Annotated in this window: 15 protein-coding genes and 1 pseudogene; 5 read left to right on the plus strand and 11 right to left on the minus strand. The window is 43.3% G+C overall.

The window, feature by feature from the left end:
• Positions 1 to 158 precede the first annotated feature (158 nt).
• Complete coding sequence (pepN, locus tag PSE69_RS16740) at positions 159 to 2,777, minus strand: aminopeptidase N (protein WP_272675295.1); 2,619 nt, start codon at positions 2,775 to 2,777, stop codon at positions 159 to 161.
• A gap of 510 nt (positions 2,778 to 3,287) precedes the next feature.
• Between pepN and pncB the strand changes: the two genes are divergently transcribed.
• The 4 genes and pseudogenes from pncB to PSE69_RS16760 all read left to right on the plus strand — a co-directional run bounded on the left by pncB (position 3,288) and on the right by PSE69_RS16760 (position 9,440).
• Positions 3,288 to 4,502: a nicotinate phosphoribosyltransferase gene (pncB, locus tag PSE69_RS16745; RefSeq protein ID WP_004918176.1), complete on the plus strand. Its 1,215-nt coding sequence runs from the start codon at positions 3,288 to 3,290 to the stop codon at positions 4,500 to 4,502.
• 339 nt (positions 4,503 to 4,841) lie between these two features.
• Entirely contained in the window at positions 4,842 to 6,242 is a 1,401-nt protein-coding gene (asnS, locus tag PSE69_RS16750; protein WP_004918174.1) for an asparagine--tRNA ligase, read from the plus strand.
• Positions 6,243 to 6,770: 528 nt separating this feature from the next.
• Positions 6,771 to 7,892 carry a porin OmpC gene (gene ompC / locus PSE69_RS16755; RefSeq protein ID WP_269467224.1) on the plus strand — a complete coding sequence of 374 codons (1,122 nt, stop codon included), beginning with the start codon at positions 6,771 to 6,773 and terminating at the stop codon, positions 7,890 to 7,892.
• A 355-nt stretch (positions 7,893 to 8,247) separates the two neighbouring features.
• A pseudogene (locus tag PSE69_RS16760) lies at positions 8,248 to 9,440 on the plus strand (amino acid aminotransferase).
• Positions 9,441 to 9,621: 181 nt separating this feature from the next.
• On the opposite strand, the gene PSE69_RS16765 reads toward PSE69_RS16760, so the two are convergent.
• The 8 genes from PSE69_RS16765 to cmoM form a co-directional block, all read right to left on the minus strand.
• Entirely contained in the window at positions 9,622 to 10,269 is a 648-nt protein-coding gene (locus tag PSE69_RS16765; protein ID WP_036943623.1) for an MBL fold metallo-hydrolase, read from the minus strand.
• Between the two features lie 116 nt (positions 10,270 to 10,385).
• On the minus strand, positions 10,386 to 10,934 hold the full coding sequence (locus tag PSE69_RS16770) for a YcbK family protein (RefSeq protein ID WP_014657936.1): 549 nt from the start codon (positions 10,932 to 10,934) through the stop codon (positions 10,386 to 10,388).
• A 383-nt stretch (positions 10,935 to 11,317) separates the two neighbouring features.
• A complete protein-coding gene (gene ldtD / locus PSE69_RS16775; RefSeq protein ID WP_272675296.1) occupies positions 11,318 to 13,045 on the minus strand; it encodes a L,D-transpeptidase in 1,728 nt (575 codons plus the stop codon).
• Positions 13,046 to 13,439: 394 nt separating this feature from the next.
• Positions 13,440 to 14,153 carry an acid phosphatase AphA gene (gene aphA, locus PSE69_RS16780; RefSeq protein ID WP_004918158.1) on the minus strand — a complete coding sequence of 238 codons (714 nt, stop codon included), beginning with the start codon at positions 14,151 to 14,153 and terminating at the stop codon, positions 13,440 to 13,442.
• A 261-nt stretch (positions 14,154 to 14,414) separates the two neighbouring features.
• The gene (gene mukB / locus PSE69_RS16785; RefSeq protein WP_004918156.1) at positions 14,415 to 18,860 is read right to left on the minus strand and encodes a chromosome partition protein MukB; all 4,446 of its coding nucleotides are present in this window, start codon (positions 18,858 to 18,860) and stop codon (positions 14,415 to 14,417) included.
• Positions 18,857 to 19,585, minus strand: a complete 729-nt coding sequence (mukE, locus tag PSE69_RS16790) for a chromosome partition protein MukE (protein WP_004918154.1) — start codon at positions 19,583 to 19,585, stop codon at positions 18,857 to 18,859. The genes mukB and mukE overlap by 4 nt, the downstream gene beginning before the upstream one ends.
• The gene (mukF, locus tag PSE69_RS16795; protein WP_004918153.1) at positions 19,566 to 20,891 is read right to left on the minus strand and encodes a chromosome partition protein MukF; all 1,326 of its coding nucleotides are present in this window, start codon (positions 20,889 to 20,891) and stop codon (positions 19,566 to 19,568) included. The genes mukE and mukF overlap by 20 nt, the downstream gene beginning before the upstream one ends.
• Positions 20,888 to 21,676 (minus strand): tRNA uridine 5-oxyacetic acid(34) methyltransferase CmoM, encoded by a 789-nt coding sequence (gene cmoM / locus PSE69_RS16800; protein ID WP_004918152.1) that lies wholly within the window; start codon positions 21,674 to 21,676, stop codon positions 20,888 to 20,890. Before cmoM ends, mukF begins: the two co-directional genes overlap by 4 nt.
• Before the next feature lie 404 nt (positions 21,677 to 22,080).
• On the opposite strand from cmoM, the gene elyC reads away from it, so the two are divergent.
• On the plus strand, positions 22,081 to 22,908 hold the full coding sequence (gene elyC / locus PSE69_RS16805) for an envelope biogenesis factor ElyC (RefSeq protein ID WP_004918150.1): 828 nt from the start codon (positions 22,081 to 22,083) through the stop codon (positions 22,906 to 22,908).
• Positions 22,909 to 22,979: 71 nt separating this feature from the next.
• On the opposite strand, the gene kdsB is transcribed toward elyC, so the two are convergent.
• Together kdsB and PSE69_RS16815 are read right to left on the minus strand one after the other, a co-directional pair.
• On the minus strand, positions 22,980 to 23,723 hold the full coding sequence (kdsB, locus tag PSE69_RS16810) for a 3-deoxy-manno-octulosonate cytidylyltransferase (RefSeq protein WP_014657931.1): 744 nt from the start codon (positions 23,721 to 23,723) through the stop codon (positions 22,980 to 22,982).
• A 5-nt stretch (positions 23,724 to 23,728) separates the two neighbouring features.
• The gene (locus PSE69_RS16815; protein WP_004918148.1) at positions 23,729 to 23,908 is read right to left on the minus strand and encodes a Trm112 family protein; all 180 of its coding nucleotides are present in this window, start codon (positions 23,906 to 23,908) and stop codon (positions 23,729 to 23,731) included.
• Positions 23,909 to 23,983 lie beyond the last annotated feature (75 nt).

Genomic DNA, 23,983 nt, shown 5'->3' on the forward strand with positions numbered 1-23,983 from the left:
TCGCTACTTGCAAACCAAAGTTGCCTTAATCGGCAATTGAACCGTTGCTGTCAATGGAATAACACCGCATACAACCTAATATGATTGCCTGATTTAAAAGAAAAAGCCCTTGAAACGACGTTCAAGGGCTAACAACACAGCTAATATCAGTAAAGAACTTAGCTTTCGAGCGCTTTCGTCACTTTTTCGAACAGATCACCTGAAAGGTTATCCAACGCTTTGAGTTGCTCTAACGTATTGCGCATCAGGCCTTGGCGTTTATCGTCAAAACGTTTCAAACGGATCAACGGTTCAATCAATCGCGATGCGACCTGTGGGTTACGTGTATTTAAATCCACGAGGATCTCATACAGGAATTGATAGCCGCTACCATCTTTCGCATGGAAAGCTGACGGGTTACCGGAGGTAAACGCCCCAACCAAAGAACGCACACGATTTGGGTTGCTCATACTAAATGAACGGTGATTCAGCAAGCTACGTACTTTCTGCAAGACATCCGGAGCAGGGCTAGTACCTTGCAATGTAAACCATTTATCCATCACTAGGCCATCGTGGTGCCAACGCTCATCAAAGGCCGTCATTAATGACTCTAGGCACGGTAACTGAGACTCACTCGCCGCCGTTAATGCGGCTAAAGAGTCGGTCATATTATCGGCCAATTTGAATTGTTCTGACACTAATTTGTCTGCGAGTGCTTGATCATCGCCTGCTGCAATATACTGTAAACACACGTTACGTAATGAACGTTTCGCAATATCGCTGTGGTCAACACGGTAGCCATCAATTTTAATCGATTGATAAACCACGAGGAATTCATCAGCCATTGCTGTCGCCAGTTGATGAGCGATAAAGTTAGCAACATGATGGATGGCATCAGGGTCGATAGTTTGGAAAAATTCTGCCATCTCATTTTCAGAAGGCAGAGTCAAAATCAGTGCCGCGAGTGCTGGATCGATGGTGTCATTAAGTAACACTGCTCGGAATGCATCAATCACATGCTCAGGGAGAACGAGCGCGTTGCCCGCCTGATAGTTCGCAACGTTGATCTTCACATAGTTACCGATCAGTTGCTGAGCTGCATCCCAACGTGAGAACTCATTACTTGCATACTGCATCAGAAAAGCGAGTTGCTCATCACTGTATGGATAGTCCAATTTAACTGGCGCAGAAAATTCACGTAGTAATGATGGCACAGGGCGGCTTGGCACATTATCAAAAGTGAACGTTTGTGATGCTTGCGTAACATTCAATACAGCGTTTACGCTACTGCCAAGATATTGCAGAGGAATAACGGCCCCATCTTCACCATACAACTCAATATCAAGAGGAATGTGTAACGGCTGCTTTTCTGACTGATCCGCGGTCGGAGGTGTCATTTGGCTCACATGCAGCACATACTGTTGCTTTTCAGGGAAGTACTCATCACGAACCGTTAATACAGGTGTCCCTGATTGACTGTACCAACGACGGAATAACGAAAGATCCACATTCGAAGCATCTTCCATCGCTTGCACAAAGTCGTCACAGGTTGCGGCGCTGCCATCATGACGATGAATATACAGTTGCATACCCGCTTGGAACATTTCTTCCCCTAGCAGAGTATGGATCATACGAATAACTTCAGCCCCTTTTTCATAGACCGTTAGCGTATAGAAGTTATTCATCTCGATCACTTTTTCAGGGCGAATTGGATGAGCCATTGGGCTTGCATCTTCAGCAAACTGAGCCGCACGCATCACTTTGACATTATTAATGCGATTGACAGAGCGAGAGCCAAGATCTGAACTGAACTCCTGATCACGGAAAACGGTCAAACCTTCTTTTAGGCTTAGTTGGAACCAATCGCGGCAAGTGATACGGTTACCTGTCCAGTTATGGAAATATTCATGACCGATAACAGATTCTATATTTAAGTAGTCTTTATCGGTTGCGGTTTCATTTTTAGCGAGCACATATTTTGAGTTAAAGACATTCAGCCCTTTATTCTCCATCGCGCCCATATTAAAGAAATCAACCGCCACTATCATGTAGATATCAAGGTCATATTCAAGACCAAAGCGATCTTCATCCCATTTCATGGCATTTTTTAGGGATTGCATCGCCCATGGTGCACGATCAAGGTTGCCTTTATCAACAAACAACTCTAATGCGACCTCGCGGCCTGTGCGCGTCACGAAAGTGTCGCGAAGAACATCGAAATCCCCCGCAACTAACGCAAATAGGTAGCTTGGTTTAGGGAACGGATCTTGCCATTTCACCCAATGGCGCCCATCATCGAGTGTCCCTTCGGCAATACGGTTACCATTCGATAGCAAGTAAGGATAGCGCTGTTTATCGGCGGTAATTGTCGTCGTATAACGCGCTAACACATCCGGCCTATCCTGATAATAAGTAATATGGCGGAAACCTTCTGCTTCACATTGAGTGCATAATGCATCCCCTGAAACATATAAGCCTTCTAATGCTGTGTTTTTTTCAGGGCTGATTTCATTCACTATGCGTAATGTGAAAGCCTCAGGCAATGATGCCAATATCAGCTTACCATCTTGCTCTTTATAATCAGTCCAAGGCTGACCATCCACTTCAATAGAGACCAATTTAAGGTCTTCACCATGCAGTTCCAGTGTAGATGAGGCTGGGTTAAGGCGTTTGACTTGGCTAATTGCCGTCACGACGGTTTTTGCGGGATCGAGGATAAAATCAAGATCAATTTCAGAGATAGTATAATCAGGTGCTTGGTAGTCCTGACGATATTTCGCTTGTCGCAATTGGGTCATATGAAACCTTTTTTATTCGTTAATTCGATATAGTCGTTTACCAATTCTTCTTTATATTACTATACGCTGCTGCAACATAAATGCTATATGAGAAACACTCTCATCATACTATGTTAACGATTTATGACTATCAGTATCGATAAATGTTAACAATTGGTTTGTTCGTTGATGCTATAACGCTGTTAAATAGAAAATTACGTGTTAGTATCGTTTCATGCTCAATGACTGGCAATGAGTATATTAACGCTTGTTAATCAACTCTAATCGCTAATGTGCCATTCTGGTCAATGACGTATACTCTAAATCATTCGAGAGCCATGGCAAATAGGCCATAACCGTCACCGATAAGGCGACAACTCGAAATGTGATGAGTATAAATAAATATTGGAAATGCTCACAGACACAAGAGTGATGCAATAAGGCTTCTATCTTCTGTCAAAGTGAGTATACTTTTCCAACTTTAACGATTTAGCTAATAAGTAGATAGCTCCGCGAGGACGCCTGCGCGCCATGAATTTAGACGCTACCCCTATTATTACATCACTGCTTGACACTGATGCTTATAAGCTTCATATGCAGCAGGCCGTATTTCACCATTACAGCCAAGTACCGGTTGTCGCCGAGTTCCGCTGTCGTAGTCGTGAAATTCTAGGTGCCTATGCCGATGAAATCCGCCAGCAAGTCCAATTGATGGCTCACCTTTCACTCACCGATGATGAGGCCAACTATTTAAAAGAGCTTCCTTTTTTCAAAGACGATTATCTTGCATGGCTAAAAACGTTTCGCTTTAAACCTGAACAGGTCAATATCACCACTGCGGATGATGGGCAGCTCGCAATTCGTATTAGTGGCCCATGGTGCGAAGTGATTATGTGGGAAGTTCCCCTCCTCGCCTTGATCAGTGAAATAGTTCAACGCGATAGGCATCCACAGGTGACCCAAGAAGATGCCGTTACTCAATTGAAAAAATTACTGACGGTATTTTATGATCAAGCGGCCGAAAACCATATCGACCTTAGCCGCTTTAAACTCATGGATTTCGGCACGCGCCGCCGTTTTTCCTATGATGTCCAATCTGCTATCGTCTCCTTGCTTAAAGAGGAGTTCCCTTACCTTGTGGGCACAAGTAATTACAAACTGGCACATAAATTAGGGCTAGCCCCCGTCGGCACCCAAGCCCATGAATGGTTCCAAGCGCACCAACAAATTAGCCCTGAGTTAGCCAATAGCCAACGTGCTGCACTCCAAAGTTGGCTTGACGAATACCCCGACCAACTTGGCATTGCATTAACGGACTGTATCACGATGGATGCATTTTTGCGTGATTTCGATGATAACTTTGCGAAGCGCTACCAAGGATTACGCCACGATTCAGGGGATCCTATTGAATGGGGAGAGAAGGCCATTGCGCACTATGAGAAATTAGGCATTGACCCAATGACTAAGACGCTCGTGTTCTCAGATAGTCTCGACTTACAAAAATCATTAGAGCTGTATCGCTATTTCCATAAACGCATTAACCTTGTGTTTGGGATTGGCACAAGGCTCACTTGCAATATTCCCGGTGTCGTACCTCTGAATATTGTGATCAAATTGGTTGAATGCAACGGCAAACCCGTCGCGAAATTATCCGATAGTCCGGGTAAAACCATTTGTGAAGACGATGAGTTCGTTAATCAGCTTCGCAAAGCGTTCGATCTTCCTAAAATGGAAAAGGCTTGCTAATTTGGCGATGCACTGTGTGATACCTTAATGGGAATAGGTATCACACCAATTCCCCTTTCAGCGTACGCAATAACACGATAACTTGTCGCTTAATAATATATTTGCTTGCTATTCTAACCCCAACTAGGTTATAGCTAGAGGCTATTGCACTTTTTGGTACAAAAGTATCGATTTTTTACTTGTTTCCTGCCTCACGGCAAGTAACATAGAACTTTAACCTTGAAATAGAGAATTTCGGGAAAACAAATACTTTCATTGGTCTATAAGATGAAAAATGGCTTATTTAGCCCAGTGAAAATGTCATCGTTAATTTCGTTTATATAAAAGAGAGTAATTTTTATGATCGTAGCGCCTGTAGTCGATGTACTGCAAGGCCGTGTGGCGGTTGGCTCTGAAGTCACCGTTCAAGGCTGGGTACGTACAAGGAGAGATTCAAATGCTGGTTTTTCTTTCCTCGCCGTTTATGACGGTTCCTGCTTTAACCCATTACAGGCTGTCATCAATAATAATTTACCTAATTATAACGACGAAGTCCTGCATTTGACGACAGGCTGTTCTGTTGAAGTCACGGGGATCGTGAAAGAGTCACCGGGTCAAGGCCAATCTTTCGAATTAGAAGCAACAGCCGTTAACGTTGTTGGTTGGGTTGAAGATCCGGATACTTACCCTATGGCTGCAAAACGTCATAGCGTTGAGTACTTACGTGAAGTCGCACACTTGCGTCCTCGTACCAACTTAATTGGTGCGGTAGCTCGTGTTCGCCATACCCTCGCCCAAGCGCTGCATCGTTTCTTTGATGAGCAAGGCTATTTTTGGGTTTCTACCCCAATTATTACAGCTTCAGATACCGAGGGTGCAGGTGAAATGTTCCGTGTTTCTACACTGGATTACAACAACCTGCCACGTAACGACAAAGGCGAAGTGGATTTCAGTGAAGACTTCTTTGGTCGTGAATCCTTCTTAACCGTATCCGGTCAATTAAACGGCGAAGCTTATGCCACCGCATTAAGCAAAGTCTATACCTTTGGCCCAACATTCCGTGCAGAGAACTCAAACACCAGCCGCCACTTAGCGGAGTTCTGGATGGTAGAGCCAGAAGTGGCCTTTGCTAGCCTAGACGATGTTGCGGGTCTTGCTGAGCAAATGTTGAAGTTTGTCTTTAAAGCTGCGCTAGATGAGCGCCGCGATGACCTTGAGTTCTTCGCTCAACGTGTCGACAAAGAGGTTATCAACCGCCTTGAAAGCTTCGTTAATTCAGATTTCGCTCAAGTTGATTACACTGACGCAATCAAGATCCTTGAAACCTGCGGTAAGAAATTTGAAAACCCCGTTTACTGGGGGGTTGATATGTCTTCTGAGCATGAGCGCTATTTGGCTGAGCAACATTTCAAAGCACCTGTGGTTGTTAAAAACTATCCTAAGGACATTAAAGCTTTCTATATGCGCCTTAACGAAGATGGCAAGACAGTGGCAGCAATGGATGTACTCGCCCCCGGTATTGGTGAAATCATCGGTGGTTCACAACGTGAAGAGCGCCTTGATATGTTAGACGCGCGTCTTGAAGAGCTTGGAATGAACAAAGAAGATTACTGGTGGTATCGTGACCTACGTCGTTACGGTACCGTGCCTCACTCAGGCTTTGGCCTCGGGTTCGAGCGCTTAGTGGCTTATGTAACAGGTGTCGGTAACGTCCGTGAAGTGATCCCATTCCCACGTACACCACGCAATGCGGCATTCTAATCACTACAGCTTTTCCAAATAAGCTTCCAATATCGAGCCTATCATGGCTCGATATTTTTTATCACCGTCATTCTTTTTAGTCGATTTGCGAAATACATCACAGCGTTACCAACTGAGCACAATTTCTGCACCCTTTTTAAATTGATTTAGCTTAGATCGGAAAATTCCGCTTTTTTCATCGTTTTTTGTTTTCTCTATAAGCAAATCTATCACTTATATTTATCTAAGCTGTTCAAAAAAAGTTCAATTTGACCTTTAAAAAAGTTCCCTAAATTTTGTAATTATTTTTAAACTGGTCATACCTGTGGTTATTTTTCACTCTATTTTTTACATTTTGAAACACCTTGTTACCATTTGTTTCAGAATCTTTATTTTTGTAGCACTTTGAGGGTAGATAAATTTATTTACCAATGGAACACTGGACGCCGACATAGACGACACTAATCTCTCATAAATAGTTCCAAATTTTTTTGAGAATTATTTTTGGCAGTGGCAGGTGTCCGAATAACACCAATGAGGGTAATAATAATGATGAAACGCAATATTCTTGCAATGGTTATCCCAGCTCTGTTGGCTGCAGGCGCAGCAAACGCAGCTGAAGTATACAACAAAGACGGCAACAAACTAGACGTTTACGGTAAAGTTGACGTTCGTCACTATTTTGCTGACGCTGATAAAGGTAAGAAAAGTGAAGATGGCGACGATTCACGCGTTCGTTTAGGTGTTAAAGGTGATACTCAAATCACTGATCAACTGACTGGTTTTGGTCGTTTTGAGTGGGAAACTAAGACTAACAAAGCTGAAGACAACAACGAAAACAAAAACCGTTTAGCATATGCTGGTTTGAAATTCGCTGACTTCGGTTCAATCGATTACGGCCGTAACTACGGTGTTGTTTATGACACGAACGCATGGACTGACGTATTCCCACTGTGGGGTGCAGACACCATGGCTCAGTCTGACAACTTCATGACTAGCCGTAACCGTAACCTGTTAACTTACCGTAACAACAACGCGTTCGGTTATGTTGATGGCCTGAGCTTCGCACTGCAATATCAAGGCAAAAACGGCGACAACAACAAATCTACCGCTGGCGTTCGTAAAGACAACGGTGACGGCTACGGTTTCTCAGCAGCGTATGACTTAGGTTGGGGTGTAACACTGGGTGGTGGTTACTCAAACTCATCACGTACTCCAGACCAACGCAATGATACCACAGCTGGTGGCCAAAAAGCACAAGCATGGAACGTTGGTGGTAAATTCGACGCTAACAACGTTTACTTAGCCGCTATGTATGGTCAAACACTGAACATGACTCGTTATGGCGATGAAAAGGGCTTCAACGCTATCGCTAACAAAACTGAAAACGTTGAATTAGTTGCTCAATACCTGTTCGACTTCGGTCTGAAACCATCTATTGGTTATAACCAATCTAAAGGTAAAGACTTAGGCCGTACCTTTAATGGTAAATCATACGAAAACCAAGATCTGGTTAAATATATTTCTGTAGGTTCTTACTACTACTTCAACAAAAACATGTCTGCAGTTGTTGATTATAAAATCAACCTGCTGAAAGACAACGACTTCACTAAAGCTACTGGCATCAACACAGACAACGTAGTTGGTCTGGGTCTGGTTTACCAGTTCTAATTATTGTTTAAACAATAATTCAGACAACAGTGAAATCTGTTTTGAAAAGCAACGCTTCGGCGTTGCTTTTTTTGTTGTGTGACGCGCTATTTTTATCCTTATTTGTCCCTTTACCCTCGTACACTCTCTCCCTAACCACTAAATCCTGCATTAATATCAATTATTAATCTAAAGTGTCGATACGTTAGAGAAAATCGCTGCATTTAGTGCGGTTAATGGTCAGATCCCATGCAATTTATACCTACATCACAAGATCTTACCAATTTTTAGTAAAACGGTTGGCAAATTGTTTTCTGCGCGTTAACCTGAGCACTCAACATTTTCGGCTTAACAACTGAGCTTTGGAATCGACAACATGTTTGAAAAAATTACTGCTGCCCCTGCTGACCCTATTTTAGGCCTTGCTGATAGTTTCCGTGCTGATCCTCGTGAAAACAAAATTAACCTCGGTATCGGCGTCTACAAAGACGAGTCTGGTAAAACCCCTGTTTTAGACACTGTAAAAAAAGCAGAGAAATTCCTGCTTGAAAACGAAAATACCAAAAACTATCTTGCCATCAGTGGGATGCCAGAATTTGGTCGTGTCACCCAAGAGCTGTTATTTGGTAAAGAACATGAAATTGTCACCTCTAAACGCGCTCGTACTGCACAAGCGCCTGGAGGTACGGGTGCCCTACGTATTGCCGCTGACTTTATCGCTAGTCAAACCAATGCTAAACGTGTCTGGATAAGCAATCCAACATGGCCAAACCACAAAAATATTTTTGAAGCCGCTGGCTTAGAAGTGTTGACTTACAACTACTATGATGCCGCAAGTCATGGTATGGACTTTGATGGTATGCTCAACAGCTTATCTTCTGCGGTAGCCGGTGATGTTATCGTTCTGCATGGCTGCTGCCATAACCCAACAGGTATCGACCCAACAGCTGAGCAATGGGCTAAACTCTCTGCCCTATGCGCGGAGAAAGGTTTACTGCCAGTATTTGACTTCGCGCTTATCAAGGCTTTGCTAAAGGGTTAGATGAAGATGCTGAAGGGCTGCGTATCTTTACCCAACAAAACCCAGAAATGATCGTCGCCAGCTCTTACTCTAAGAACTTCGGCTTATATAATGAGCGTGTCGGTGCCTGCACCATTATTGCGAAAGATAGCGATAATGCAGAGCGTGCGTTTAGCCAAGCAAAAGCGGTTATCCGTGCTAACTACTCAAACCCACCAGCACACGGTGCAGCCGTGGTTACGACCATTCTTTCTGATGACGCACTAAAAGCAGAGTGGATCCAAGAGCTGACCTCAATGCGTGAGCGTATTAAACGTATGCGTCAGTTGCTGGTGAATACACTGGAAGAAAAAGGCGCTAAACAGGACTTCAGCTTCATTATCAACCAAAATGGTATGTTCTCCTTCAGTGGCCTCAATAAAGAGCAGGTAGAGCGCTTACGTAGCGAATTTGGTATCTATGCAGTTAGCTCTGGGCGTATCAACGTCGCAGGTTTAACGCTGGAAAACATGGTGCCACTGTGTGAAGCCATCGTAAAAGTGCTGTAATGGCTTAACACGATAAAGTTTTTACAATAATAGAACGCCTCTCAATAAATTATGAGAGGCGTTTTTTCTTTTTAAATAACAGAAAACTAGCTCGATAAAATCACGGAAGTAGCCATGTCCCAACTGGTTGGGGCATGGCTTCATAGGGTGAAAGCAAGCTTAGATGGTGATTAAGTCGTCATCACCAAACAGGAAGATCATCCTGCAAAAATGGATTGGTTTTGCGCTCATGACCAAGATCTGACATTGGCCCGTGGCCTGGGATAAACTGATAGTCATCCCCTAAAGGTAGAACCTTGTTTTTGATTGAAGCAATCAACGCCTGATGGTCTCCACGAGGGAAATCACTGCGCCCTACCCCCCCTTTAAATAGCACATCCCCCATTGAGATAAGTTTATCTGCATGGTTAACAAAAATAATGTGGCCAGGGGTATGACCGGGGCAATGCAATACATCAAAGGCCATCGATCCACAATGAACAGTCTGCCCCTCTTCTAACCAATAGTCAGGGGTGAAGCTAGGACCACCTTCAATATTAAACATCGCATGTTGCTCTGCTAGCGCTTCAATCCAAAAAGCATCTTCTTTTTGTGGGCCATAAATAGGGGCTGAAAAGTGCTTAGAAATGATAGCCGTTGCACCGATATGATCAGCATGCCCATGCGTGAGCAGAATTTTAGTGAGTTTTAAACCACGCTCTTCGATAGCGGCAATGAGTTTTTCAGCTTCACCACCGGGATCGACTATCACTGCTTCCATCGTATTTTCATCCCAAATCACCTGACAATTTTGCTGAAAAGGGGTGACTGGGATAATCATATAGTTCATTAAGCAATCGCTCCGTAATCTGTTTTATTTATACCCTAAATACTTCAAGAAACAGCGCAAGGCAAAGTAATCCCTGCGAGTGCGGTGACTTGAAGTACGCTGAGCATAGGTACAGATTACCATGTTCTTGCTGGACCTGTATCAATATGGATGAAATTACTTTTTGGATAATAACCAACGCCGCCAGCTCTCATTTTCAGTGCCGCTTTACGGATATGGCTCAATTGTATCCCTTCGATATGGAAGTCCATTGCTTGTCCACGAGTATGGTAACTCTTTTTCGCCACCCCCGAGCTGCTACGGCGCAAGGCATTATTTGTTTCAAGTGAACGGTAACCTGAAATCAATTGAATAGGCTTATTCGACCCTAACATAACCTGTAACATATAAATTTGGTCGAATAACTTAGGATCAATGGTTTTGACTTTATCGCAACGGTAATCACGGAATAAGTGATTTAATCGAGCTAACTCAGATTTGTTATAATGGCGTCCATCAAAAAACTCTGTTTTTAAAAATTCCCCAGTATTGAGGTTTTGAAAACGCAAAATTTTTGGTTTAGGCGTCGTCATAGCAGCAAAAACATGGCTAGGCAATAAACTCAGCCCAAAAGCAGCTGCACCAGCACCTAACCACTTGCGGCGATTTTGGTCGATAATATCCATAGATGGTAACTCAAATTTCAATGGGTTAAACATACCCAGCCGTTCGAGCTACAACTTAGCGGCTAACTTCTTTCGAATCACTTCATTGCGCGCCTAGCTGCATCTCGAATGAGAGAGTATAGGAACAAAATTTATACTATTGTTCAGTCTAACAAATGATATTTAACTTTAATGTATAAAAATGTAAAGAAATAAGTAAATAAGCGCAAATTTGGCATATTTACGCCAAAAGAGTGAACTTGGTCACTCATAATAAACAGAATATCTTCTTGTTATTGAGTAATCATTGAAAATATAGGTTTTGATACTTAAGTGTAACCCACTATCAACTAATTATTAGTGATAATAGAAATATCAGGGAGGAAACCTCCCTGATATCACATTTAATGTAAGATGTTTTTTATTACGGGTAAATATTTTTCAGCATTATTGATACTATTATCATATTGGTAAATATCAGCGCGGTACTGAGGCTGTTGCTCTTTGTCTACCCACGCCGTTTGATAATAAAGATAAACGGGGATCCTATCCGGAATATTCACATAACGCGTACTTCCTGCTTTTACTGCACCATCAATACGCTTTTGCTCCCACCCTGCATCACCTAACAAGATACTGGCTAATTCGCTGGCTTTATTTACCCGTACGCACCCTGAACTGATAGCACGTGCACTCCGATTAAATAAGCTGTGGTTCGGTGTATCATGCAGGTAGATTGCATCCGAACTTGGCATATTAAATTTATAGCGGCCTAATGAGTTGGTTGGCCCCGGTGCTTGGCGGATCCGATAAGGGAAATTCGCTGGAGTGATAACATCCCAATTGATGGAGTAGGGATCAATCTCAAAGGAGTCTTCCCCCCATCCGGAATAGACCGTGTAACCTTTGCGGCTAAAATAGCTAGGATCCTGCTTCCCTCTTGGTGCAATGTCTTTACGAGCCATGCTGGTAGGCACGCTCCAAGGTGGATTGATCACCACATTATTTAATGCACTGCTCATTATTGGCGTTTTACGATCAGGCCGACCAACAATCACTTTCGAATCTAAAATCACTTCATCATTTAGGAAGAAATTTAATGAAAATGCAGGGATATTCACCAAGATCCCAGTACCGTTATTTTCAGGAATAATACGTAAGCGTTGAATATTCAACGCCATTAGCCCTGCTTTTTGCTGAGGTTTCATATTCAGCCAAACTTTGGTGCCTTTCCCCACCATACCGTCAGCTTCCAAGCCGTAGCGCTGTTGAAATTTTTTGACAGCTTCAACTAGCTCATCACTGTACAAACGCGCTTGTGCGGTCGCTTTGGCGATTTCTGCATCTGGCGCTGCGGCATCTAACTCTGTATTAATCGCCGTTTCATCAAGTAGCCCTTGGCGATACAAGATCTCACGTAAAGCGATAACATCATCACTCGATTGACCCGGTTTTAGGGTTTTGGTATCCACTAAAGCCAACCCATCGTCATCCATTTTTAGTTGCTTCAACATTTCTTCGCGCATAGGCTGGTACAGGGAATGTTGAGGCGATTGTAATTTGACCCATTCATTAAGGCGGTTTTCGGCGGCGGCATCCAACCATGGCTTCATTTGCTCTGCCGTAGGTGCCGCTATTTTGTAAGGCTGTTTCCGGTATAGCCAAAATTGTCCATTAGCTGAAACACCAGAAAGATATTGTAGATAACCCAACATGGCATCAGACAAAATCACATCACGGCCTAATTCGCTCAACTGAACATGTTCAAGGGCGGCTAACCACTCATTAAATTGAGGTTGTACCCCTGAAAGTGCCAGCTCCGCCAGTTGTTGCTGAAACTGTTCGATAGCCGTTTCATCTTGCCATAACAGTTTCATCTGCCGATCTGCATAAATCTTCGCGAGTTGTGAAGAAAAAACAGGTTTTATATCGGCAGGTAATGCTCCCGTAATTTGCGCTAAACTTTCAGTTGGTGTGATAGTCGCCACAGGGGCTGCCACCACCTCTTGCTGCAATGGCGCTTCTTCTGTCAAAATTAGCCCATTGTCTTGCGCTGAAAATACAGGAAGTTGTATCGACAACAGCCCACAAATTACCGAAAGTTGCAGAGCTTTCACTCTTTTCTTTGCCATAAATCCACCTTAAGTAACCACATGGATAACAATCATTTTTTATTATATTGAATATTAATTGTATTTAATTTCGAAAAGAATGTTATAGGAATTGGCTAATTTTGTCTTTAAATAACGCGAAACGATTTTACGCTTAGCCATTAAAACAGAATAAATACAACCAATGAAAAATAGACGTATTTACTGCTAAAATACCTAAAAACAAATCATAAAAATGAAATAATAACTAGATTGTTAAATTAAATATGACTTAAGTGTGATAGTTTCCTCTTTACACCTCTTTTGACTATTTCATGGCGAATGATACATTTACCTCTTATGAGTTAATCTTTGTGAGATACTAAAAAAGGCGCCAGGCGCCTTTATATTATTCATATTATGTCGATTAACCTAATTAATATTCAGAGTTAATCACAACTTCTTCACCAAATTGCCCTGCTTTAGGTAATGGTTGGTAGGAGGAGTTTGCGGCACGTAAAATACGAATACCACGGATATTTAATTCACGAGCTGCGGCAATATCGGCATCAGCATCACCATAATAAATTTTTAATTTATGGTCACGCATCCAACTGACTTTATTATTTTGTCCCGGTTCATCCCCCGCAAAAATGACTGGGTTCATTTTATCTGCCGGGATACCAAGCCCTTCTTGTACATATTGGCTAACGGTTTCTGTTTTTGTCTTCGTGCGGCCAGTAATAAAGTAAACAGTATCACCACGTTTTAGATGCATTTGGACTAACTCGATGCCGACTTTTTTAGGCATGCTGAATTTATCCCATTCATTATTCATCTTTTCCCAAAATTCCCTATTTTTGAGATAACTAAAATCATTTGGAGAATATTCTAGTTTACCGCGATAAAAACCAGGACTGGAAAAAAGTACGGTATCATCAATATCAAAACCAACAGCCATAGGAGCTTGGCCTTCGAGGCTATTTTTAATTTGCTCAACAGAAACCCAATGAATTGGTTTCTGTTCAGCTAACTCTGCCACAGTTACCCCTGGGCTAACAACGTCTGGCATTAATACTTTTGCCTGTGACGTTGCCGTAAAGCTGAATACTAACGCGATGGCACTTAGGGTCAATGTCGTTTTTTTCATGTTGGATCCTTACTGATTTATTGACGATGCAGGCATCATGAAAGCAAGCCATAATTATACGAAATATAATTTATTTGGAATGCATCACAAGAATTCAGATAATAATGTCTTTTCTCTCATAAAAATGAGATTAATGTCTCATAGTGACTTTCTTATTCCGATCCAATTAACCACTATTCAGTAAATTTAACTTATGCGGATTTTTATTAAAAAAAAACGGCATTATTTCTAACGCCGTTTTTAGTGACTTAAATAGGTTAATTACCCTTGAGGCAATTGTGCTTGTGAACTTGGGTTATCTTGACCAAACCCTTTTAATCCAACAACGTGTACGTGCTCTCGATTATCAAACACTTTACGAACCAATTTATAGGTCGTTCCTTTTTCAGGACTGATATTCTCAGGTGCTGCAATAATCAGCTGCATTTCTAACCGCTCACACAGCTCAAACAAGGTAGCGATAGATTTTGCATCCAGTCGAGCGGCCTCATCAAGGAACAGCAAGCGGCAAGGAATGATATCTTTTGCACGTAAGCGACGTGACTCCTCTTCCCAGCTTTGCACCACCATAACCAATATCGACATCCCTGTACCAATCGCTTCACCTGTCGATAATGCACCACTTTCCGCCTTCAACCACCCATCGGATCCGCGGTTAACTTCAACTTCAAGTTCAAGGTAATTACGATAATCAAGTAACTCCTCACCGATAGTTTGCGGTAAGCGTTGCCCCATATCGATTTGTGGGTTCAAGCGTTGATAGAGCTTAGCCATCGCCTCAGAGAAGGTTAAACGCTGGCTGGTGAACAGGTCTTGATGCAATTCGCTCTCTTCTGAGAGCACCGTCAATAACAGAGAATGGCTTTCTCGAATATTGACATTCAAGCGTACCCCTTTCACCTGACCAAACGCAACGGCCTGCAAGCCTTGGTTCAACATGCGAATACGGTTCTGTTCACGCTGAATGGTCTTACGAATAATGTTAGCCACACTCTTCGAACTGATCGCCAGTTTTTGCTCACGAGCCGTTAGCTCTTCTGTTAATCGAGCCAACTCAATTTCCATTTGCTCAATCGCATCGATGGGGTCATCAGTACGAATGATATCTTGACGAATACGCTCGCGAAGATGCTGATAAACAGCAATAAAGAATTGGATCTTACGCTCTGGGCGTTTCGGATCTTCAGATAAACGCAGTACATCACGTAAATGTTCATTATCTGCTACCGCTAAACGTAACGCACCCAAAGCCTTATCCGACATTGAGCGTAAACTATCACCGTCGGTATAAGCCAATTCTCGACGGTGTAAACGCCGCTCAACACCATTGTCTTTCACCAAGCGCATGACAGCACACCAGCCAGCCTTAGCCGATACCACTTGTTCGCGCAATAGATAATAATCTTTCTCTAACTTGCGAATACGTTTTTGCAAGTTTTCCATTTCCGCTTCACATAAGGTCTGCTGTTTTTCTAGCTGGTTAATTCGGCTACGATTCGCCATGACAGATTGATGTAGCTCATCACGACGAATACGTGCACGCTCTTGCGCATCAGGATCCGCTTTAACACCAATATCCTGCATTTCTGCTTCTAGCTCTTTTAACATCTCTTGTTTGGTATCAAACGAGCTGCGAAGCGACGCTAAAACTTGATTGAATTGTGCTGATTGTGATTGCTGCTGACGTAACTGCTCACGAGCGCGGCTTCTTTCATTTTCAGCTTGCTCTAAGCGTTGGCGGAGTTTTTCGTTAAGGTCGGCATTCTCATTCACCATCCCCGTCGAATCACTGTAGCTAAAGTGGGCGCGACGCTGCACCACTTCCACCAAGGCAAAGGCCTGTTGTTTCGCGATTTGCTGACTATGTTTCGCGTTCTCATAGTCTTGACGTAGCTGATCATGTTGCTCAGGGTCGCTCAATAACGCGGTAACGATAGGCTCTAGTTTTGCTAATGCCTGACCATGTTTATTTAAGAAATGGGCAGCTTCTTCTGCTTCTGAAAGCTCATCTCGAATTTCGTCAGCGCGATCCGCTAGCGTTTCATCCATCAATAACCCAACTAAAGGTAATAGTCGGTTTAATGCAGATAGAGACTCTTTACCCATCGCAAACTGTTGGCGCTGTTGCTGAGTTTGCTCTTCAAACTGAGCCAAATTACGCTCTATCTCAGTACGTTTTTGGTTTAAGGTGCGGATTTCGGCTTCGGGGTCGGCTTCAAAAGCTACCGAAATATGTTGACCAATAAAACGACTAAAAGCTTGATGTGCACGTTGAATTTTTTGTACGTCAAACGAGAGCGTTGCGTAGCGCTCAGCTAAGTTATCACGCTCTAGTGTCAATGCTTCTAAGCGTGTTTCACGGGCTGCTCGGCCAAATAAGGGCACTTCCGGATAACGAGAAAAACGCCATTGCCTATCTGACGAGCGTACTAATACCGCGTTTTCAAACTCTTCTGCATCGAAAACACTGTCATCGAAGGATTGGGGATCCCCTTCAATAAAGTAAACATCTTCAGGGCAATCTTGCAACGTTTCTAATTGGCTGCGCACCACCGAAAGGTCTTGAACAACAATCCCATTTCGAGCAGGACCATACAGCGCCGAGAAATAAGGGGCATCTTCAATGGTGATATCGTCGTAGATTTCCGATAACAACACCCCACCAAAACGTTCTGCAAGGGCAAGTAAACGGCTATCTTCCGCACCACTAGGTTGACTGAGGCGCTCAATTTGTTTCTCTAATTCGCGACGTTGGCTCGCCACCTCGTCACGCTCAACGGTGATTTCCCTTTCCTGTTCAAGCAGTTGCTGCATGTACTCTGTAACAGCACCACTTGATTCAAATGATTGTTTGGCTTGTTCGTTAAGCTGAGTCAACGCTTCTTGTGCCATTAACCATGCAGGCGCTTTAGCCGTTAATACTTGAATGCGTTGACGAATTTGCTCAAGCTCTTGGCGCATCTGCATACGACGTTCGCCGCTTTCGTTGACACCAACACTTAATTCTTCTTGCTGCGCTTCCAATTCGGCCATTAGGCCATCTAATTCATCTGGCTCATAGCTTTTGTTATGTCGCTTACAAAATTCGTTTAATAAGCGCTCTGCATTTTGCTGACTGTCTAAGCGTTGTTGTAATTCAGCGAGTTGCATGCGCAATGGTTGCACTCGCTCTGCCAAATGTTGCTGTGAAGACCAATCGCGTAATAGCGCCCTTGCTTGCTGGTAAGCCTCGCTACGACTGACTTCACCTACCATACTTTTAACAAGTTGGTACGCTTGCTCAAACTGACTGTGTGCCGCATCCGCAACACTGATTTTTTGCTCTAATGTCAGTAACGCTTCTGTGGCCTGCTGCTCGCGAGCTTCAAAGGTTTCTAACCACTCGTCTGCATTTTCTATTGATAAGTCAGGTAATTGGCACAATTCACGCGCCCGAGTCAGTGCCTGCAATGCTTGCTGATATTGAATAGCACGGGTTTGCTGGACATCAAGCGCCTGCTGATAATCAGCCAACTGGCTTTTTAATTCATCAACTTCAATTTCAGCCGCTTCAGCACGTGCTTCAAACTCTTCTTGGCGCTCTGTCGCCTCAGCAACCACTTCCGACTGCTCTTCAAGACGGAAAGTCAGCTCTTCAATATCGGCTTGGTAGCGATCGATTTTCTCTTGCTGACGCAATGCCGTCTGAACAAGGTTTAAATGGTCATTTGCAGCCTGATAATCAGCCTCTAAATCAGACGATGCATTATTTTGTTCGTTCAATTCGCGGGCAATTTCAACGCTACGAACTTGCTCTTGCCTCAACTGCTTACGGCTCGCCAATAGTTCACTACGCGCTGCCATTGCTGAATCAAGGTGAATACGTCGTTCATTGGAGTGACGCATATAATCGGCTGACACATAATCTGTAGCTTGGCTGATCAGATGTTTGAATAAATCACGATCCGATTGGGTTACGCGGATGGCTTCTAGTGTCAGGCGGTTTTCACGTAGCGCAGCTTCCATGTCTTGGAAAGCCTTACGTACTCCACTGTTTTCTGGCAATAAATAATCACGTAGCGAGCGAGTGATGGCACTAGAGATCCCGCCATACAATGACGCTTCAATCAGACGATAATATTTGCTACGGTCACTGGCTGAACGTAAACGCTTCGGTAAAACACCGAGTTCAAACAGGACTGAATGGTAATCCGTGATTGAGTTGAATTGCTTAAAGTGGAGGCCTTCTTGCTGTTCTAAACGCTCTTTTAATTCGTTGAGAGCGATAACTTTTGCTTGGCGCCCATCCACTATTTCGGTCAAAACTTCGGTCGGTACTGTCGCGATTGGCACACCTTGGATCATGAAAGGTTTAATATCGACTTTCTTATCACGACCCGCAACCTGTTGCAGCCTCACCCCAACAATGACGCGCTGATGTTTAGAGTTCAAAACATCCAAAACAGCATAACAGACACCTGGGCGTAGCTTACCGTGTAAGCCTTTATCGCGTGAACCTGTTGTTGCCCCTGCTTCGGTGGTATTACGGAAGTGCAGCAAGGTGAGATCGGGGATCATTGCGGTAATAAATGCCGCCATCGTTGTTGATTTACCTGCACCATTTCCCCCTGACAGCGTTGTCACCAGCTCATCAAGGTCAAAAGTACGCGCAAAAAAACCGTTCCAGTTAATCAGCGTCAGTGAGCGAAACTTCCCGCGTTCAATCATACTTGTTCATCCTCATCACTCTCAGCCGCATCTTGGTCTTCGTCTGTCTCTTCATCTTCACTATCCTGTAAGGATAACCCTTCTTCGAGGGAGATGGCCTCACCGTCACGGATCATACGTAATTGGGCTTCTTGAACGTTATCACCACTACGAACGTCAGCACCGAAACGGAATACCGATTCAGAAATAATAAATCTGTTCGAGTCGTTTTGAATAAAATGTACCATGCCTAAACGACGTAAGCGGTTCAGGGAGGTTCTCAGCTTTTCTTGTAGCTTTTGCTTATCCAAATCAGAACCGGTTGAGCGTTGATTAACAAATTTCAATAATTTGCTTTCATCCGCCAACGATAGTAGCTCTTCAAATAGCTCTTGGGCGGTAAAAATGCCTTGGTTAGTCAATCGTTCAGGACTTAAGTAGAGATAGCAAAGAATTTTCCCTACCATCATATCCAGCTCAGATAATACCGAGCGTGGGATCAAAGTTGTTGAACGGGGACGTAAATAGAAAAAGCCTTCCGGTGCCCGAATCAGTTCCACATTGTAGCGTGCATAAAATTGCTCTAACACCTCTTGAAAGTCCATCAAGAAGGCATGGTTATCAAGGTCATCAATACTAATATGACGCCCTGAACGCAATTGACTATCTAGCTCTGGGAAAATGGGGTTGGCCAATGCCTGAGCCAGTTTAACTGGCATAAATTGTTCAATATTTGTCGATGACATGTGCCTGCACCTTGGCTCCGTAATCATTAATTGCTAGCCACTCTGACGGCAATCCCGCCAAATCAGCCTCTGCGATACCTAATTTAACAGCCTGATCAATAATAATGCGTGTCACATCAAAGTGACGTTTCTGTGGATACTGCTTTAAGTACTCTTGTACGACTCGGGCAACATCCAGTGGCTGTTTTTCGCGTTTATAGAATGCCAGTTCCGCTTCCATAAGCTCGGCTAACCGATCGTTCACCTCGCTAAACTCTTCAAATTCAAGGTCTGGAGGCAATTCCCCCATCACCTCTTCATCGTTCAAGGCCAACTCTTCGTCACGCATATCAAATAGACGGTCCGCATTCGCGTAAGTCAGCGCCCATGGGCTATCAAGATATTGTTGAACGGATTGGCGTAAACGCTGCGAGAAAATACGGTTTTTATCCATATCAATTGCAGTACGGATAAATTTATGGACATGGCGGTCGTAACCAATCCAGAGATCGATAGATTGTTGACCCCAACTAACAATGCGGTCTAATTTGTTTTGCAAATCGTAAACTAGCCTATCCACCATATCGGAAAAGACTGGCGCATTCATATTCGCTTCTTGAATACGTAATAAATTCGCCTGTAATTTATCTCCGGCGGCTTCTAACGTATCCTGAAGCTCTCGCAATGTACCGGATGTCTCTGATAACAGCTGTTCACAGTTTGCGATAGCGGCCTGCCAATCTTGGTTGAGTAATGCAGCAATATCTTCTTTGATACTATTTTGCTGCTCATCCATCACGCGCTGAGATAAATCAATGCTGTCGAATATTTCAGCCACTGAATATTTCAGGGGGGCGAATACAAAACGGTGCCAATAAAATTCATCGCCGCCTTCTTCGGCTGCCTCTGCTGCCCTTTGTAGCTCACCTGCCACAATGGATAGCTGCATAGACAACCTTAATGTAGAAAACTCACGCTGACGAATGTAGTAGTCGCTTATTCCAATGCCAAGTGATGTCAAACGGTAAATGGCGTTACCTTCTGTAATATCACTGGTAAAACGGTTAAATATTTTCTGGCGAACCATATCATTGATGGCGTTGTTCGCCCTGACAGATAATGATTCCGTGGTCTGTTCAAAACCTTTACACACTTCACGGAATGCATCAATCAACTCCCCTTCATTCATTTCACCGTTAACGCGTTCGCTGTTTAATACCGCAACCGCCAGCAAGAAAGCTAAGCGCTCTGGAGGCAGTGAAATCGAAAAATCATTTTTTCGTGCCCAGGACACGAGTTCAGGGACGGTCTGGGAAAAATCACTCATAAATCGTCCTTTATTATTGGTTTTCGTGCCATGACATGAATATAACGCCCCATGCTGATGTAGGGTTCCTGACGACAATATTGTTGTTCTAAAGCCAAAAGCGCCGGAAAATCTTTTTGCTGTAACTGCCGACTTTGCAGGTAGTCATGAAAGACTCTGACGCCACTTTTGCCAATAATCTCCATTTTGCAATCAGACAACCATTCATCGACTTGTTGTGGTAGTAATGGATTTTGTGGCGATAATGAACGTTTACGTCGACGTTGGATATGCGGTGTAGCAAGATGAAAATTACCTAAAATCGCGTTTCGCATTACTAAACCATTTGCATTATAGAACATGACAGAAAATACGCCTTCTGGCCTAATTATATCTACCAACTGTTCAATTGCATATTTCTGTTCACTAATCCATTCAAGTACCGCATGAAATAGCACTAAATCAACCGTACCTTCAATATGTTGGCGAATATCTTGAACGGCACAATGAATAAAACGCATATTTTCGCTAATCCCTTGTTCTTCGGCAAGTTCATTAGCGCGTTCAAGCATTTCTTCGGATAAATCGCAAAGTATGACCTGATGTCCCATTGCCGCCAGTTTGCGCGAAAAGTGACCTTCACCACCGCCTGCATCTAAGATACGCAATGTTTGCCCATTAAACTGAGATAAAATCAATTGGGTTAGATCTTGCCAAACAACCGCTTCGCGTATTTTACCTTTTGTCGTGCCATAGATATTTTTTGCAAATTTATCAGCAATATCATCAAAGTTGCGGTCTACCATGTATTATCCGGTACTCTTTAAATTAGCCATTCATGCCTGTTAACACAACGCCACCTTCCCAGCAAATGTTAAAATCAGCCAGTTCTTATTTCGCCGTTAATGAAATAAGATCAAATCCAGAATATGATTCAATATTAATTCGGCTAAAATAACGCTGTACATCTGCTTGATGTTTAAGGCTGCTGAAACCTAAATGATATACGCTCAATAACTCGATGTGCAGGGTTTGAACCGCTAGGAGCATCGATAGCTCTGTGACTCGTGCGAATGAGTGTAGTCAAAAATACAGCAACTTGAAGTATGACGATTATAACAGATAACGGCCTTATTTTGGCATAGTGCGGTCCTGAATTCAGCAATCAGAACAATTAATTGACGATAAACTCCAAAAAATAGGTTCACTTATGCTATTTCTTTTAAAAAAATACTTGGGCGCCTTACTTATGCCGCTCCCTCTACTGCTGCTGATCGGGTTTATCGGCCTTATATTGCTGTGGTTTACACGCTGGCAAAAGAGTGGCAAGGCCTGTGTATCCATGAGCCTTATTGTTATTGCCCTTTTAGGATTGCAGCCTATTTCCGACAGTCTACTTGCCCCTGTTGAAGGGAATTTCGATAAACGCTATGAACTGATCACAGAAAATCCCCCCGAGGATGTTCACTATATTGTCGTGCTCGGTGGTGGGTTTACCTATAATCCAGATTGGAGCCCGAGTTCTAACTTGCTCAACAATAGCCTGCCTCGCGTCACTGAAGGTGTCCGTTTATACCTAAAATACCCAGGAAGTAAGCTTATTTTTACAGGAAGCAAAGCGAATAGCACTATCAGTAGTGCAGAAGTTGCGGCCATGGTTGCTCAGTCACTTGGTGTACCTGCTAGCGATACGATTGCATTAACAGAGCCAAAGGATACGCAAGAAGAAGCATTTGAAGTGGAAAAAATAATTGGGAAAGAGCCGTTTTTGCTGGTGACCTCGGCGAACCACTTACCAAGAGCCATTTCCATGTTTACAGCACGCGGCATGCAGCCTATTCCTGCCCCTGCAAACCAATTGGCCATCAAAAGTGCACTCAATCCGTGGGAAAAATATTTCCCTTCCGCATTCTATTTTAGCCATAGCGAACGGGCTTGGTATGAATTAATCGGCTCTATTTGGTTTTATTTAAAGCCAGATAACACCGAAGCACTAGAAACCCCCATTTTAACGCCTGAGGCCATAGAAGCAGAATAAATAGAACAATAAAAAAGGTGTGGCTCAGAAATGAGTACACACCTTATATGGCTGCCGATATTCATCGGTGCTTATTTAAATTGCTTTCTTACTAGCTCGAGATCTTCTGGAGTATCCACACCAGCACCCGGTGCTTTTTCAGCCACTGCCACATGTATTTTTTCGCCATACCAAAGCACTCTTAACTGCTCTAGCATTTCGATTTTCTCTAATGGGCTGGCTTCCCATTTAATATAACGACGAATAAACCCTGCGCGATAAGCGTAGATCCCAATATGACGTAAGAAATGATCACCGATAGCATTTTGGCTAACGGCGAATTTATCTCTATCCCATGGAATGGTCGCTCGAGAAAAGTAGAGCGCATAACCTTCATGATCTGTCACTACTTTTACCGCATTTGGATTAAAGGCTTCTTGAGCATCATGAATAGGCACTGCCAATGTTCCCATCTGCGCTTGGCTACCTTGAAGGTTCCTTGCAACTTGGCTAATGATTTCAGGTGGGATCAAAGGCTCATCACCTTGTACATTCACAATGATTTCGTCGTCCGCAAAGCCATAGGTGTCAATGACCTCTGCTAAACGCTCTGTTCCTGATTGGTGGTTAGGATCAGTCATACAAGCTTCACCACCTGCTTGGATAACTGCATTCGCAACGTCAGGGTGATCGGTCGCCACAACGACACGTGACGCCCCTGACTTAATGGCTTGCTCCATGACTCTGACAACCATCGGTTTGCCATGGATATCAGCAAGGGGTTTCCCCGGCAGTCGAGTAGAAGCATAACGAGCAGGAATAATAACAGTAAACATAATGATTACTGCCCTTCGTCTAATGCAACTTTGCGAGCTTCACTTTCCAACAAAACAGGAATGCCATCACGGATAGGATAGGCAAGGTGATCGAATTTGCAAATCAGTTCAAGGTTTTCTTTGTTGTAACTTAATTTGCCATGACAGATAGGGCATGCAATGATTTCAAGTAAACGGTGATCCATGTTTTCTCCCAAATGGATTTAACTCACTTCGGGTCAGGATAACACAAGCCGATATCACCGTTAACTTTAATCTTT

This window comes from Providencia sp. PROV122, from assembly GCF_028482365.1.
GTDB lineage: Bacteria > Pseudomonadota > Gammaproteobacteria > Enterobacterales > Enterobacteriaceae > Providencia > Providencia stuartii.